Origin of the sequence: Methylobacterium mesophilicum, assembly GCF_022179445.1 — a bacterium.
Classification (GTDB): Bacteria; Pseudomonadota; Alphaproteobacteria; order Rhizobiales; family Beijerinckiaceae; genus Methylobacterium; species Methylobacterium mesophilicum.
Map to the genome: position 1 here is coordinate 22,662 of NZ_BPQU01000040.1, position 15,824 is coordinate 38,485.

11 protein-coding genes are annotated in these 15,824 nt (G+C 70.6%); 4 read left to right on the forward strand and 7 right to left on the reverse strand.

Features of this window, described 5'->3' with window-relative positions; genetic code table 11:
• Positions 1-2: 2 nt before the first annotated feature.
• Positions 3-2,165, reverse strand: a complete 2,163-nt coding sequence (locus MFF40_RS25185) for a molybdopterin-containing oxidoreductase family protein (protein ID WP_238262733.1) — start codon at positions 2,163-2,165, stop codon at positions 3-5.
• A gap of 929 nt (positions 2,166-3,094) precedes the next feature.
• On the opposite strand from MFF40_RS25185, the gene MFF40_RS25190 reads away from it, so the two are divergent.
• The gene (locus tag MFF40_RS25190) at positions 3,095-4,054 is read left to right on the forward strand and encodes a helix-turn-helix domain-containing protein (RefSeq protein WP_238262735.1); all 960 of its coding nucleotides are present in this window, start codon (positions 3,095-3,097) and stop codon (positions 4,052-4,054) included.
• 141 nt (positions 4,055-4,195) lie between these two features.
• Here MFF40_RS25190 and MFF40_RS25195 read toward each other — a convergent pair whose 3' ends face one another.
• From MFF40_RS25195 to MFF40_RS25210, 4 genes are all read right to left on the reverse strand, one after another.
• A complete protein-coding gene (locus tag MFF40_RS25195) occupies positions 4,196-4,414 on the reverse strand; it encodes a hypothetical protein (RefSeq protein WP_238262737.1) in 219 nt (72 codons plus the stop codon).
• The gene (locus MFF40_RS25200) at positions 4,411-5,073 is read right to left on the reverse strand and encodes an acyl-homoserine-lactone synthase (protein ID WP_238262739.1); all 663 of its coding nucleotides are present in this window, start codon (positions 5,071-5,073) and stop codon (positions 4,411-4,413) included. The genes MFF40_RS25195 and MFF40_RS25200 overlap by 4 nt, the downstream gene beginning before the upstream one ends.
• Positions 5,074-5,159: 86 nt before the next feature.
• Entirely contained in the window at positions 5,160-5,894 is a 735-nt protein-coding gene (locus MFF40_RS25205; protein ID WP_238262741.1) for an autoinducer binding domain-containing protein, read from the reverse strand.
• Between the two features lie 178 nt (positions 5,895-6,072).
• Entirely contained in the window at positions 6,073-6,654 is a 582-nt protein-coding gene (locus MFF40_RS25210) for a DNA-3-methyladenine glycosylase (protein ID WP_238262743.1), read from the reverse strand.
• 328 nt (positions 6,655-6,982) lie between these two features.
• On the opposite strand from MFF40_RS25210, the gene MFF40_RS25215 reads away from it, so the two are divergent.
• On the forward strand, positions 6,983-8,713 hold the full coding sequence (locus MFF40_RS25215) for an adenylate/guanylate cyclase domain-containing protein (protein WP_187278135.1): 1,731 nt from the start codon (positions 6,983-6,985) through the stop codon (positions 8,711-8,713).
• 51 nt (positions 8,714-8,764) lie between these two features.
• Here the strand turns inward: MFF40_RS25215 and MFF40_RS25220 are convergent, their stop codons facing one another.
• Entirely contained in the window at positions 8,765-10,012 is a 1,248-nt protein-coding gene (locus MFF40_RS25220) for an MFS transporter (protein ID WP_147898210.1), read from the reverse strand.
• Positions 10,013-10,107: 95 nt separating this feature from the next.
• Between MFF40_RS25220 and gcvA the strand changes: the two genes are divergently transcribed.
• Positions 10,108-10,995 (forward strand): transcriptional regulator GcvA, encoded by an 888-nt coding sequence (gene gcvA / locus MFF40_RS25225; RefSeq protein ID WP_147898211.1) that lies wholly within the window; start codon positions 10,108-10,110, stop codon positions 10,993-10,995.
• A 133-nt stretch (positions 10,996-11,128) separates the two neighbouring features.
• Positions 11,129-13,270, forward strand: coding sequence for a helicase-related protein (locus tag MFF40_RS25230; RefSeq protein WP_147898212.1), 2,142 nt, complete (start codon positions 11,129-11,131; stop codon positions 13,268-13,270).
• A gap of 61 nt (positions 13,271-13,331) precedes the next feature.
• On the opposite strand, the gene MFF40_RS25235 is transcribed toward MFF40_RS25230, so the two are convergent.
• Complete coding sequence (locus MFF40_RS25235) at positions 13,332-15,377, reverse strand: TonB-dependent siderophore receptor (RefSeq protein WP_238262745.1); 2,046 nt, start codon at positions 15,375-15,377, stop codon at positions 13,332-13,334.
• Between the last annotated feature and the right edge of the window lie 447 nt (positions 15,378-15,824).

Below are 15,824 nucleotides of genomic sequence, written 5' to 3' on the forward strand. Positions count from 1 at the left end.
TTTCAGTTCGCCCGGGCGACCTCGACGAGGTTGTCCGAGAACGACGGGGCGTGGCCCATGTCGGTGAAGGCGCCCGACGAGATGCTGTTGACGGTGCCCTCGTTGAGCTGGCGCCAGTAGCCCAGCGTCGCGACCACGATCCCGGCCCTCACGTCCTCGGTGATGCGCGCCACGCCCTTGAACGCGCCGCGGTCGTTGCCGACCTGCACCCGGTCGCCGTCCCGGATCCCACGCGCGTCGGCGTCGTGCTGGCTGATCATCACGAACTGCTCGCCCTGGCCCTTCTGCTTGTCCTCCATGTTCGCGTAGCAGGAGTTCAGGAAGTAGTGGCTCTTGGGCGAGACGATGTTCAGCGGGAAGCGCTTGGCCAGCGCCGGGTCGTTGGTGTGGGATTCCCGCGGGCCGAGGTAGTCCGGCAGCGGGTCGAGCGCCTCGCCGGGCTGGAAGCCCTCGTACATCTGCCGGAACGGCGGGGCGACGAAGTTCGTGGCGCCCTCGACCTTGAGCATGCACTTGCCGGTCGGCGTCGGGAAGTTGCCCTCGCGATGGGGCGCCCGGTCGTCCGGCGTGCCGACCTTCAGCCGGGCGAAGCCGTGCTCGCGCATGTAGGCGAGGTCGATCCCCTCGCAGGCCGGCGACGACCAGTCGACGTAGTGCTCCAGGCACTCGCTGTCCGACCACTTGAAGTTCTCGTCCTCGTAGCCGAGGCGAGCGGCGAGCTGGCGGAAGATCTCGTTGTTCGGGATCGCCTCGCCGGGCGCGTCGGCGCACTTGGTGTTGTAGGTGAGATAAAGGTGACCCCAGGAGAGGATCATGTCCTCCATCTCGGCGCCCATGGTCGCCGGCAGCAGGATGTCGGCGTAGGAGGCGGTGTCCGAGATGAAGTGCTCGGCCGAGACCATGAACAGGTCCTCGCGCATCAGCCCCTCGACGATCTTGTCGGTCTCGGGCGCCTGCGTGACCGGGTTCGAGTTCCAGCACATCATCGACATGATCGGCGGGTCGAGCTGCATCTCGCCGGTCAGCGCACGGCCGATCTGGAGGTTCGAGACCACGCGGGTGCCCTCCGGGATCAGGTCGGGCCGGCACATCACGTCGAACTTGTAGGGGTGCTCCCAGACGCCGAACTGCGTGACGCCGCCGCCGACATGGCGCCACGCGCCGGTGAGCGCCGGGATGCAGGTGACGGCCCGGATGGTCTGGCCGCCGCCGTAATGCCGCTCCAGCGCCACGCCCATGCGGATGCCCACCGGCTGCTCGGTCGCCATCTCGCGGGCGAGCTTGCGGATGTCCTCGGCCGGGACTCCGGTGATCTCGGCGGCCCATTCCGGCGTGCGGGGGCCGGCGCGCTCCTTCAGCTCCTCGAAGCCGACCGTGTAATTGTCGACGTAATCCTGATCGACGAGGCCCTGCGCGATGATCGAGTTGATCAGCGCCATGGCGAGCGCCCCGTCGGTGCCGGGCTTGGGTGCGATGTGCCAGTCGGCCGCCTTGGCGGTGCGCGACGCGTAGGTGTCGATCACGACGACCTTGGCGCCCTTCTTCTGGGCGTCCTTGACGATGGCCCAGTGGTGCAGGTTCGTGCTGACCGAGTTGCAGGCCCAGATCACGATGTACTTGGAGTGGATGTAGCTGTCCGGGTCGAGTCCCGCGGTCGGGCCGACCGTGAGCAGCCACGCGGTGCACGAGCCCTCGCCGCAGAAGGTCCGCTCCATAACCGTGGCGCCCATCCGGTTGAAGAACGCGTCGCCGCCGTTCAGCCCGTGCACGAGGCCCTGGTTGCCGAGGTAGCTGTAGGGCGCGATGGCCTCCGGCCCGTATTGGTCGATGATCGCCTTCCAGCGGGTGACGATGGTGTCGAGCGCCTCGTCCCAGGTGATGCGCGCGAACTGCTTCGAGCCCTTCGGGCCGACCCGCTTCATCGGATAGAGCAGCCGGTCCGGATGGTAGTGGCGCTTCTCGTAGTCCTTCAGCTTCACGCAGAGGCCGCCGCGGGTCATCGGATGGTCCGGGTTGCCGCGCACGCCGAGCAGCTCCCCGTCACGCACCTCGAACAGCATCGAGCAGGTGTCCGGGCAATCGTGGGGGCAGCCGCCGAAGAAGGTCTGGGTCAGGCTCTCCGCCTCGGCGACGAGCAGGGAGTCGGGCTTGACGATCTCGTTCATGGTTCCTCCACGGCCGAGCGTTTCGCTTTATTGTTCTAGCGAGCCGGCTCAGCGCAGAGGCAGGATGCACTGGAGTGCGAATAATTCCAAATTCTAGTCCCTGGTGAGGGCGCATCGGCGTGCGTTCGTCGTGCGGACCACGGTGTCGCGGCGCGGGCGTTGCGGCAGCGGGAGATAAGCGGTCCTTGTCATGACGCCGCCGGACATGAAGGCGGTCGGAGCGTTGGATGTTCGTGCCAATCGCGGATCGGTTTGCAGACTGGATCAACGTCGGCCACAGGCGAGCCGCCGTGCGAGCCTTTGCCAAGGTTTTTACGTCAACATTCTACGCCTAGAGCCGTGCCCGACCCCGTTGGGTCTCGGGCACGGCTCTAGGCTCTCGTTTTGGCGCGCGCTCTTGAGACGAACCGGAGCCACTTCGTCGGAGCGCGCTCCAGCTCCGTTCCGGTTCGCTCTCGGTTCGCATCTCTTGATCCGCAAGGGTATGCTTTGTGAAGGTCAGCTCAGCCCCTGGACGCCGGCAATCGTTGGACTGGCAGGAAGCCTGCTGCTGCCGATGGAGCGCTCGTCTACGGGGTTGTTGGTAGCGATCGCCCATGCGCCCATATCGGAAATCCTCTTGATGGGCTTCAGTACTATTGCAGGCTGCCCGCTGATCGGAAGCTGCTTATAGCAGCGACCAACGCCGGAGAATGCCGCAACCCTATCGGTTCCTGTTTTACGAACGAACGTCCGCTTCTGTGGCCAGGCGGCCCGTCTCTTTATTCAGGGCCATACGATACCTCAGCGATCAATCTTTTCTTCTGCGGTCAATATTTTATCTACTCAGTATTATCCTAGGTTAAGTATACTTTATATTTGCAAACATCGGTTGTGATTGATATCAAGGTTTCACCCCCAACACGAAAACTCATCTTCGCGCACGGTCGATGCGAACGGTATTCTCAACCGAAGGCCTGCATCCCCGGGACAGCTTCAGGCGCTGGAGAGAAAACCTGTTCGACAGGGGCATGCCGATCGAGCAGCAGCCTCTCAGCGACGCCCCTTTCGAAGCCAAGATGAAGGCCACCCGCATCGGGCCCCTCGTGATGACTTCCCTTTCGCAAAGCGCCTTGCGCAGCGAGATCACGCCCACCTCGATCCGGCGATACGTGGACCAGCAGCATGTCGATGTGATCTTCAAGATCAGCGGCGTATCGAAGCGTATCGTGGACGATCAGGATACCGTGCAGCGCCCCGGTGATTTCGTCGTCTACGACCGCCGGCCATCCGTGCGGATGTCGCCCACCGGCGGCGAAGTCTTGTTCCTGGAACTGCCGCGCGCGCACCTGGAGAAGATGCTCGGACCCACGCGGCTCTATTCGACTCTGACGATCGGGGCGGATCTCGCATCGACCCGTTTGGCCACGTGTTTCATCCGGGAACTGGTCGCATTGAGAGACCGGCTCTCCGCCGATGCCGGCGCCCGCATGGCGTCGATCGGCGTCGACCTGATCGTGGCCAGCATCGCCGAGCGCCTGGCTCAGGAGGTGCCGCGACCGCTGCACGGCACCGTCGTGGTCCAGCGCGCCAAGGCCTATGTCGAAGCCCATCTCGGCGACACGACCCTCGACCCGCCGCAGCTCGCGGCCGCGGTCGGCGTCTCGCTGCGGCGGCTGCAGGAGCTGTTCCACGAGCGCGGCCAGCACATCTCGGACTGGATCTGGCAACGCCGTCTGGAGACGGCCGCCAAGCGCCTGGCCGATCCGGGTTGCGCTCACCTGGCGATCGGCACCCTGGCGTATGGCTGCGGCTTCGCCAGCCAAGCCCACTTCGCCCGCCGCTTCAAGACGCGCTACGGGATGGCTCCCAGCGAGCATCGTCACGCGGCCCTCATGAGCCCCCGATAAGGCGCGACGGCGCCGGCCACCGCGTCCCAGCCTGCGCGGCCATCGCGATGGGGACCAGGCGCCGGATTTCAGCCCCCGGTCGCCACGCGCGGCGACGCGGGCGGGACCTTCGACCGCGCGAAGACCCAGCCCCCTGCACCCTCAATGCAGCGTGTCGTCCGCGCAGGTCTCGCCCTCGACGTCGCGGGCCAGCGCCCGGCCGACATGCTCCACCAGCGGGCGCAGGGCGGCGAGGAGGCCCGGGTCGCCGATCTCCTCCGCGGCGCGCCACATCTCGATCGCGTGGTGGCCCAGGCGCACGATCGCCGGGTCCTCGCCCTCGCGCCCGCAGGCCCGGTCCAGGATGTCCGAGATGCTCATGCGTGCAGCCTCCGCTCGGCGGGCGCGGGCGGGCGGATCGCTTGCGTGCGCGGGGCGTGCGGGGGCGCGGCGTCGAGGCCGAAGAACCGGCGCGATTCCGCGACCGTGTCGGGCCCCAGCCGGGCGTAGACCGCCAGGATGGAATGGCCCTGATAGGTCGTCGGCAGCCCGAGGGGCTCCACGTCCCAGCCGCAGGACATCAGCCGGTTGACCAGGATCGGGTGCGTCTGCGCCAGCAGGCCGTCGAGGCCGCGCGCCCGCGCCACCTCGGCCGCCGCGATGAAGATCCCGGCGGTGGCCGGGTCGATGCGGCTGGTGCGGCCCTCGCGCCGGGACGGCAGCGTCCCGCACCGGGTCCACTCGTAGACCGCCGCGCCCCGGGGCGCCGGGCCGGGCTCGGCGAGGTGCGGGTAGACCTCGGTGAGCAGATGCGGCCGGGTCGTCGGCAGGAGCCGCGTGTAGGCGGTCACCGCCCCGCCCTCCAGGTAGGCCAGGTGGATGCAGCCGGGGCCGTCGAACTGGTCGATCTCGCGGCCGTCGGGCCGGCGGCAGGCCTCCCAGTTCAGCCGCTCGACGAACAGGGCGTGCCGGAACCGGTAGATCTTGTCCATCAGATCGCCGTGCCGGGAAATATTGTCGTCGTCGATCACGATAACCATGGATCACTCCCCCTTTGGGAGCGTGATGCCGGGTGGCGGGTCCGAAAGAGCCTCGTAAATTTACGAGGTCGGCGGCCGCCCCGGGGTCAGGCTATGATGCCCTGCCGCATCGCCGCGGCGACGCACTGGACGCGGTTGACCGCGTCGAGCTTGCGGGCGGCGTTCCGGAGGTGGAACTCCACGGTCCGCTGCGACGTGCTCAGGATCTCGGAGGCCTCCCAGCTGGTCTTGCCGGCCGCGGTCCAGCGCAGGCACTCGACCTCCCGCGCGGTGAGCCGGGGCGCCTTGCGCGCCGGGCTGCTGCGGCCGCCCTCGCGGATCAGGGTCTCGGCCCGCTGGTAGGCGTAGATCGACACGAGGTGCAGCGCCGCCTTGGCGTCGTCCGACAGGTCGAGCCGGTCCGCCCCGAAGCTGACGCCGCCCCCCGGGCCGGACAGGTGATGGATCGGGACGCAGAACCCCTGCGACAGCCCGAACTCGGTCGCCTCGCCCATCACCCGGACGGCCCCGGCCTCGTCGGACCGGTAGGGCGCCTCCCGCCACAGGAACGGCTCGGTGGTGCGCCGGACATGGTTCGCGACCGGGTCGATCCGCAGGTAGTCCCGGTCGAAATAGCGCTTGCGCCAGCCCTCCGGCCAGGCCGGCACCAGGGCGCAGCCCTGCGTGGAGATCGCGTGCTCCGCCGGCAGGTTGGTGATGATGAAGGCGTCGTAGCCGAAATACGCGCCGGCCGAGCGCATCTCGCGCAGGATGTCCGGGATCCGCGCGGCCTGCTTGAGACGGCCGACGATCTCGAAGGCCTTATGGGTATCCTGGCTCACGAAACGTCCGAATGCGTGTAGCGCGAAATCTATCCGACCTATAGTTGAAACAATGTCAGTCCACGCGATAAAACACGATACATGAGGTTGTTCGGCCGGCCAAGAGCGCACGCCGTCGTGACGCTCCGTACGGCTTCGGCAGCTCCGGGTCCGGGCCTTTGCCCGGCGGGCCCCGGCCTCACGCCGGCGGCGCGGCCCGCCGCACCGGCCGGCTGACGAACCGGGAGCCGGCGAGCAGGAAGCGCCAGGGCGTCTCGGCGCCGCGGGTGATCCCGATGCGGCGGTCCGCCGCGACCGCGACGGCCTGCGCCCGGGGCTCGAACCGGAACGGCGCCTCCGCCACCGGCAGGCCATCCATCGCCCCGGTGACCCCGAGGGCCTGGCACAGCCGGCCGGGTCCGGCGCAGAGCAGAAGCGGATCGTCCGTGCCGCGCCGCTCCGCCATGGCGGCCAGGCCCTCGGTCGGCTCGATCGCCCGGAGCAGCACCGCGCTGCCGGGCTCGCAGACCAGGTTCAGGCACCAGTGCAGCCCGTAGGACCGGTAGACGTAGACGTGCCCGGGCGGCCCGAACATGCTGGCGTTCCGGCGGGTCGGGCCCGCGAAGCTGTGGGAGGCCGGGTCGGTCCGGTCGTAGGCCTCCGTCTCGACGATGCGCCCGCCCGCCGCGCCGACCCAGAGCCGCGCGCCGACCAGCTCCGCCGCCACCGCGGCGGCGTTCCGAGCGAAGAACGGGTCGGGCCTCGGATCGACGGGTGTCATGCTGGCAGTGTCATCCGGATGGTGTCAGCCCAGCCGGCCAACGCCCGGCGGTCCGTTTGGTTGACGTTTGCCCGGCATCCGGGTCCGACCCCGCAGACTTCGTAGAAGTCGCGGATGGGCCGCGCAATTCTTCGTGGATCGCCGGCCGACGGCGATGCCTGTTTCGTTCGCTTCGAAGTGACCGCGAAGTCTGTCGGGCCGCCTTCGATCCGGTCCCGACCCGAAATTCGCCGGCCAGTTGAAATACGGCGGAGGCCGCGGACGCGGTTTGCTGGTACGACAGGCCGGCCAGACCGGGCCCGCTGCCGATCTCGTCGGACCTCCCAGCATGACGCGCACCTCGTCGATCGCGACGCTCCGAACCTCCGCCGGGGGTTTGCCGGCCGCCCCGATCCCGCTGCGCGCCCGGATCCGCCCCATCCTCGGCGTCCGCCGCCTGCGCCTCGGCAGCGGGCTGGTGCTGTTCGCCTACATCCTGACCCACCTGACCAACCATGCCCTCGGCAACGTCTCCCTCGACGCCATGGAGGACGGCCTGGATATCGCCTCCGCCCTCTGGCTCAACCCGCTGGGCCTGGCGCTGCTCTACGGCGCCCTGCTGATCCACCTGCTGCTCGGGCTCCAGGCCCTCTACGCCGCCCGCTACTTCCGCTGGCGGCCCGGCGAGGTGGTGCAGATGGTCTCCGGCCTGCTGATCCCGCCTCTGCTCATCAGCCACATCGCGGGCACCCGGATCGCCTTCGCCACCGAGGGGCTGGACAAGGGCTACGCGCAGGAACTCTACGCCTTCTGGGTCGCCGCGCCGCAGCAGGGCGCGATGCAGGCGGCGATGCTGGTCATCGCCTGGATCCACGGCTGCTCCGGCCTGTATTTCTGGCTCCGGCTGAAGCCCGCCTTCGGGCGCGCCGCCCCCTGGCTGCTGGCGGTGGCGGTGCTGGTGCCGGTCCTCGCCCTGCTCGGCTTCGCGCAGGGCGGCCGGGCGATCGCCGCGCTCGCCCAGGACCCGGCCTGGCGCGCCGTGGCGCTCCAGCCGGTCCATGTCGGGCTGCCCGACCAGGTGGCGCAGCTCGCCGCCATCCGGAACGGGATGCTGCTGACCTATGCCGGCCTGGTGGCCGCCGTGATCGCGGCCCGCGGGGTCCGGACCCTGGCGGAGATCAAGGGCGGGACGATCCGGCTGCGTTATCCCGACGGCCGGGTGGTCCGGGTCCCCCGCGGCACCAGCGTGCTGGAGGCAAGCCGGCGCAACCGGATCCCGCATGCCAGCGTCTGCGGCGGCCGGGGCCGGTGCTCCACCTGCCGGATCCGCGTGCTCGACGGCAGCGACCGCACGCCCCCCGCGGGCCGGGCCGAGCGCGCCGTGCTGGAGCGGATCGCCGCCGGGCCGGGGGTGCGCCTCGCCTGCCAGTTCCGGCCCGAGGCCGACCTCGCCGTGGTGCCGCTGTTCCCGCTGCCGCCGCCGGTGCGGCAGGCGGACCTGCTCGACCGGGCGCAATCCGGCGAGGAGCGCTTCATCGTGGCGATGTTCGTCGACCTGCGCGGCTCGACCCGGCTCGCCGAGGAGCGGCTGCCCTACGACACGGTGTTCATCATCAACCGCTTCCTGGGCGCGGTCGGCGACGCGGTGCGGGAGGCCGGCGGCTCGACCAACCAGTTCCTGGGCGACGGCCTGCTGGCCCTGTTCGGCCTCGAGACCGAACCCGAGCCGGCGGCGCGCGACGCGCTCCGGGCGGTGGAACTCGTGGCCGAGCACGTCGCCACCCTGAACGAGCTCCTGGCCGCGGACCTGGAGCACACCCTCCGGTACGGGATCGGCGTGCATGCCGGCCTGGCGATCGTCGGCGAGATGGGCGACGCCACCGACGCCCGCTTCACCGCGCTCGGCGACACCGTCAACGTCGCCTCGCGCCTGCAGGGCCTGACCAAGGTTCTGGGCTGCATCGCGGTGGTCTCGGAGGCGGTCTACCGCGCCGCCAAGGCCACGCCGACGGCGATCCGCGAGATCCCGGTGGAGGGCCGCTCCGAGCCGGTCCGGGTGAGCACGCTGGGGGTGCTCTGAGCCGCCGGGGTGTTCACGGATCGGTGCCGTCCTGGAGTGTGGGAGACCGGATCAGCACCTCCGGGCCGCCCTCCCCCCGACCAGATGGCGCGACAGGGCCAGCATGAGCGGCACCACGGCGAGCGCCGTCGCGGCGGCCGCCACCGCCGCCCAGTGGGGGCCGGCCGCGTCCCCGAGCCGGCCGTAGAGCAGCGGGGCCGCCAGCGCGCTGCCCCCGAGCGTGCAGGTGTAGAACACCGCGAACGCCCGCTCGACCCGGCCGCCCGGGGCGAGTTCCGGCACCGTGCCGTACAGGACCGACGAGGTGCCGTTCAGCATCACCCCGAGCAGCGGCAGCAGGATCAGCGCGGGCACGAGCGGCAGGGCGATCACCGCCAGGATCGCGGCCGCGGTCCCGGTCTCGGTCAGCAGCACGGTCCGGGTCACGCCGAGCCGTTCCCCGAGCCGGCCGCAGACGGCCTTGCCGAGCGCGCCGCCGATGAACACCAGCGAGAGCGCGAGCCCCACGGTGGTCAGGGCCGCGCCCTTCTCCTGCAGCAGGAACGGCAGGTAGAGCAGGAAGGCGGGGCGGGCGGCGTTGTCGAGGGTGCCGATGGCGACGAGCAGCCCGAAGCCGGACCGCGCTTCGGTCCCGTCGTCCACCCGCGCGGGGCCCGGGGCGGTCCGGGATGGCGCGCTGCGTGAAGTGGGATCACGCGGCAGCCAGCGGCCGACGCCGAGCGCGACCGCGACACCCAGCCCGGCGATCACCCAGAGCGCCGTGCGCCAGCCCGACAGGGTCAGCAGGAAGCCGACCAGCGGCGGCACCGCGGCCTTCCCGAGGTCGCCTGTGAAATTGTAGGTGCCGAGCGGCCCCCGCGCGGCGGTCCCGTAGGCCCGGGCGATCACGGTCGAGGCGAGCGGATGCTGCGTGCTGCTGCCGGCGCCGCCGAGCAGCAGGCCGGCGCAGAGGCCGATCAGGCCGCCCGACGCCCCGGCGAGCGCGTAGCCGCCGGCGCTGAGCAGCGTGCCGAGGACCAGGACGGTGCGGGCACCGAGCGACTGGGCGAGCCGGCTCGCCGGCATCTGCAGGGCGGCGAGCGCGCCGTTATAGAGCGAGCGCAGCAGCGCCAGCGCGACGTAGTCGAGGCCGAACTCCGCCTGCCAGACCGGCAGCAGCACGTAGATCAGGTCGGTGTAGCCGTCGTGGAGGGCGTGGTTGACCCCGGTGACCACGAGGATGCGCTTGTCCTCGATGCGCTTGGCCGTCCGGTCCGGGACGTCGTCCAGCGAGGCGGTGAACTCCGATGCGCGGGCCATCCTGCTTCCCTTGGTGGTTCCACCGCAGGATGCGGGTCTCGCGCCCGGCTGACAAACGCCTTATGCTGACGCTCGCGTGAGAAAATCTGACAGACATGCATCGCCGCCTGCCGCCGCTCAACGCCCTGAAGGCCTTCGAGGCGGCGGCCCGTCACGCGAGCTTCACCCGCGCCGCCGAGGAGCTGCGGGTGACCCACGGGGCCGTGAGCCGGCACGTGCAGATGCTCGAAGGCTGGCTCGGCGTGCCGCTGTTCGAGCGTCACAACCGGCGCGTGGTGCTCACCGAGGCCGGGCAGAGCTACGCCGCCGAGATCGGCGCCGCCCTCGACCGCGTCGCCCTGGCCACCGCCCGCCAGGTGGAGCGCGGCCGGCCGCGCCTGCTGCACGTCAACGCGCTGGCCACCTTCACCCTGCGCTGGCTGATCCCGCGCCTGTCCGGCTTCCAGGTCGCCCACCCCGCCGTGGAGGTCCGGCTGACCACCTCCAACGTGCCCCTGGCCCACCTCGTGGACCCGTTCGACGTGGCGATCCGGGGCGGGCCGGATACGCGTCCCGGCCATATCGGGCAGCCGTTCCTGTCCGAGCGGCGCCTGCCGGTGTGCAGCCCGGCCCTGCTGCGGCGCCTGCCGCTCCGCGAACCGGAGCACCTGCGCCACCACACCCTCCTGCACGCGGCAACGCTCCCGGAGGTCTGGCCGCACTGGCTGCGGGCCGCCGGGGTGCCGGACCTGACGCCGCAGGCCTCGGTGACCCTGGAGCACTTCTACCTGACGCTGCAGGCCGCCCTCGACGGCCTCGGCGTCGCGATGGGCCCGGAGCGCCTGATCGCCGACGACGTGGCCGCCGGCCGCCTGACCCGCCCGTTCGCGGGCCCGTCGCTGCCGGCACGGAGCTACTACACCTACGTGCCCGAGACCCGGGCGGACGACCCGACCGTGCGCGCCTTCTGCACCTGGCTGACCGAGGCGGCGCACGACGCCTGAACACGGGACAGGGAGCGGGATGGCATCGGGAGCTATCCTGGCGCAAGAATGCTTGTCAGGCATAGATGCTTGTCAGGAATGCGTTCGACGGCGTCAGCGCCGACCGGCGGACGCCGCTGCCGAAGGTGAGTTCATGGCGCGCAAGCGTCTCCGCCCCACGATCGCGTATCTGTCCGAGGCCGTGGCGCGGCTCGGGCTCGCCCCGGATTCCGTCGATCTGGAAACCCTGCGCGCCGATCTCGAGCTGCCCGATTTCGGCGCCGAGGTCGAGGACGAGCGGGTCGCCCAGGCGTTGCGCGCCCGGCAGCGGGCCCGGGCCTTCGCCGAGACCGGGGTCCCGGCGGTCCGGAAGGCCATCCCCACCCTGAAGGCCGCGATCACCCGGGACCATCGGGTGATCTGGACCATCCGGATCGAGATCCCGCTGCTCGACAACGGCCGCATGGACCTCCGGATCGACATCGCCCCGGACCCGGCCGCCGCCGAGATCCTGGCGCGCATGGCGGCCCGGAACGATCCCGCCCACCGGGTCGAGGCCCTGCGGGCGGCCGTGGCGGAGCGGGCGGCCGAGGCCGTCCGCAGCTTGAGCAAGCCGGTCGAGCGCCTGCGGGCGCAGATCATCCAGGACCTGCGCGAGGTCGGGGCCGATGCGGCCGCCTACATCGCCCACATGGACCGGTCGCTGCGGTCCCGGGTGTTCGCCTACGGGCCGAAGCTGGCACGCGCCCTGGTCGATGCGCTCACCCCCGTGCGCCGCCACGCCAAGGCGGTGGCGAGCGAGGGCTCGCGCCTGCGCCGCCTGCGCGATCAGGTCGGGTTCGGTGCCTATATCGAGCGCTTCGCCGCCGCCCGCCGGCTGAACCGGCGGATCCTGTTCCACATGGGCCCGACCAATTCCGGCAAGACCTACGCGGCCCTGCAGATGCTGACGGCGGCGCCGACCGGCACCTACCTGGCGCCCCTGCGGCTGCTCGCCCTGGAGAATTACGAGGCCCTGCGCGAGCGCGGGCTCCGGGCCGGGATGGTCACCGGCGAGGAGGTCTTGGGCGAGCCCGAGCCGACCCACACCGCCCGCACCATCGAGACCGCCGACCTGACCCGCCCGATCGACGTCGCGGTGATCGACGAGATCCAGATGCTGTCGGATCCCGACCGCGGCTGGGCCTGGACCAACGCGCTGTTCGGCGTGGCCGCCCGGACCGTGGTCGTGTGCGGCTCCGACGACGCCCTGTCGTATGTCCGCCGCGCCGCGGAGGCCGCGGGCGAGTCGCTGGAGGTGATCCCGTTCACCCGCAAGTCGCCACTGCTGCTGCTCGACGAGGCGGTGCCCCTGGAGAAGGTCGAGCCGGGGGACGCGGTCGTGGCGTTCTCGCGCCGCGCCGTGCACGAGAACCGCGAGATCCTGGTCGCCCGCGGGCACCGGGTGGCGACGATCTACGGCGCCCTGTCGCCGGAGGTGCGCCGGGCCGAGGCCACCCGCTTCCGCACCGGCGAGGCCAACGTCCTGGTCACCACCGACGCGATCGGCATGGGGCTCAATCTCGGGCCGCTCCGGCGGATCGTGTTCTCGACCGTGCGCAAGTGGGACGGCGTGAAGGAGCGCGGGCTGACCAATTCCGAGATCCGCCAGATCGCCGGGCGGGCGGGCCGCTACGGCCACCAGGAGGTCGGCTACGTGGCGGCGACGGACGCGATCGCCGTCGAGCCGATCCGGGTCGCGTTGTCGGGCGCTCCCACGGCGCCGGCGGCCGACACGCGCTTCTTCGTCCGGCCGGATCTCGGCGCGATCCGCTCCGTCGCCGCGGAGATGCAGACCCACAGCCTCCACGAGGTGCTGACCCATTTTGCCCGGGCGACCTTCTACGCCGGCTCGCCGTTCCAGCCCTCGGCCCTGGAGGAGATCCTGGAGGTCGCGCGGGTGGTCGACCGGGCGCGGCTGCCGATCGAGGAAAAGTTCGCCTTCTCGGTCTGCCCGATCAACCGGCGCGACGAGATCGCCATGGGCATGCTCGAACGCTGGAGCCAGGCTCGGGCGGCCGGCACCACGGTCCCGGCCCTGCGGGCGAACCTGACCGGGGAACTCGATTACCAGGAGCGGAGCGTCCGCCTGGCCAGCGCCTACCTGTGGCTGTCACGCCGCTTCCCCGACACCTTCGACGACGTCGAGGCGATCCGGCACATGCGCAGCCGCGCCAACGACGCCATCGAGCAGCACCTGCGCGAGACCGCGACCCGCAAGGCCGAGCGCCGCACCCGCCGGGCGGGCACGCGGTAGCGCATCATCCCGAAAGGTGGTTGCCGGCTTTCGGGATGATGCGAAATAACGACTTAAAAACTCACCAGCGGTAGCCGAGGCTGGCGATGACGGTCCGCCCGTTGCCGTAGAAGCAGCCGCCCGCCGCGAAGCAGGAGGCGACACTGGTCCGGTCGAACAGGTTGGCGGCGTTCACCGAGACCTGCCAGCCCGCCAGCCCCGGATCGGCGGCGCCGAGCTCGTAGCGGATCGCCGCATCGACCAGGGTCACGGCCGGCACCGAGAAGCTGTTGGCCGGGTCGCCGGCGCTCCGGCCGATGGCGCGGATCCCGCCGGCGAGGCTGAGGCCCGCCAACGGCCCGCCCGGGAACCGATAGTTCGCCCAGAGCGACACCAGCTGGTCGGGCACGGACACGAAGCGCTTGCCGACGAGCGCCGGGTTGCTGTCCCGGCTCACGGTGGTGTCGAGGTAGGTATAGGCGCCGATCAGGTCGAGGCTGTCGGACAGGGTCGCGCGGGCCTCGAGCTCGATGCCGCGCGAGCGCACCGCGCCGGTCTGGACTTTGTAGAACGGATGCGCCGGATCGGCGGTGGATACGTTGTCCTGGGTGATGTCGAAGCCCGAGACCGCGAAAAAACTCTCCAGGCCGGGCGGCTGGTACTTCACCCCGGCTTCGGTCTGCCGCGCATGGGTCGGCTTGAACGGCGCGCCCGCGAAGGTGGTGCCCAGGGTCGGCTCGAACGAGGTCGCGTAGCTGGCGTAGGGCGCGAGGCCGCCGTCGAACAGGTAGGTCGCGCCGACCCGACCGGTGAAGGCCGCGTCGTCCTGTTGGGAATTCCGCGCGCTCAGGCGGTTCGCGGTGTCGAGGAAGGACCAGTCCTGCCGCCCGCCGATCGTGAGGACCCAGCGGTCCAGCCGCATCTGGTCCTGGGCGTAGAGTCCGACGCGGTTCCAATCCTGCCGGGTCCGCGGGGCGGCCGGCGGAACCGCAAAGGGCCGGCCGTAGACCGGCGCTGCAAAGTCGATCGGCGGCACCGGGCCGAAGCCCGAGGCGTCCGTATCCGCCCGGGAGCCCTGATAGCCGAGCCCGAACAGGAGGGTGTGGGCGATCGGCCCGGTGGCGAAGTCGGCCTGCGCCTGGTTGTCCAGGGATAGCCCGTCCACCGCCTCCCGCGACCAGGAGGCCGAGCGTTCGAGCAGGCGCGACGTCGCTCCGAACGGGGCGAAGAAGTTGACCGCCGCGCCTTCGAAGCGCGTATCGATATGAGCGTAGCGCAGGTTCTGCCGAACGGTCCAGGTCGCGTCGAAGCGGTGCTCGACGGCGTAGCCGATCATGGCCTGCTGACGGTCGTAAGCATCGAACCCGGGCTCCCCCGGGAAGAAGCTGCGCCGGATTCGCCCGGCCGGGTTGGGGAACAGGGTTCCCTCGGCCGGGAGCCAACCCGAAAAGTTGTTGTGCGGGTCGTTCTGGTAGAAGCCCAGCAGGGTGAGACTCGTGTCCTCGTCCGGCCGCCACGCGAGCGTCGGGGCGAGCACGACCCGCTGCTCCCGGGAAAAGTCGACCTGCGTGTCGACCCGCCGCCCGAGGCCGTTGAGGCGGTAGGCCAGGCTGCCGTCGTCGCCGATCGGGCCGCCGATGTCGAAGGCCGCCTCGGCGCGGTTGCGGTTGCCGCTGGTGAGCGTCACCGCCCCGAACGGCTGCTCGGTCGGCCGCTTGCTGACCATGGCGACGATCCCGCCCGGGCTCGCCTGCCCGTAGAGTACCGAGGCCGGCCCGCGCAGCACCTCGACGCGCTCCAGCGTCGAGGGATCGATGACCTGTGCGGCCCAATTGCCGCCCTTGACCAGCGGCAGGCCGTCGAGGACCTGCGGGTTGGTGGCGCCGGCGGCGAACCCGCCGAAGCCGCGCAGGAACACGCTTTCCAGCACGCCGCCGATCCGCGTGTCCGCGAAGACCCCGGGCGTGTAGTGGACGCTGCCGCCGACGCTCCGGGCGGCCTGCTGATCGATCTGCGCCCGGGGGATCACAGACACCGCCTGCGGGACCGCGATGAGGGGCGTGTCGGTCTTGGTACCCGTGGCCGAGATGCGGGCCACGAGTCCGGGGACCGGATCCGTTCCGGTCATCCCGCGTCGCGTCACCGTAAGGACGGGCAGCGCGATGTCGGCATCCTTTTCGCCGCCCGGTGGGACGGCCACGCGTACCGATCGCACCGGGTTCAGCGGGGCAGAGCCGGTGTGCGGCTCGTGGCTGGACGGCCCTCCGAACGGCGGCTTCGTCTCTGCGCGGAGAGGTACGGGGGAGAGGCTTAGGACGACGGCGAGGACGACGGTGCAGTCCTTAATGCGCGGCAGCCTGGTCGCCTCTCGAACAGGCGTGGCGGGGGCGAGCGGGTGCTGGGTTCGCGGGGACATGATCGGGCTCCTGGCTCGGGAGCCCAGCGCTACGGCGGTTGTACGCGTCGGTCAACAAAGGTAGGATGATTGGATCAAACTATCTTTTAGCGGAATTCCAGGGAGCAGGGCGATCGCTTGAAGGGGATCAGGCGGTCTGAGTGACGATGGCTCTGAGGT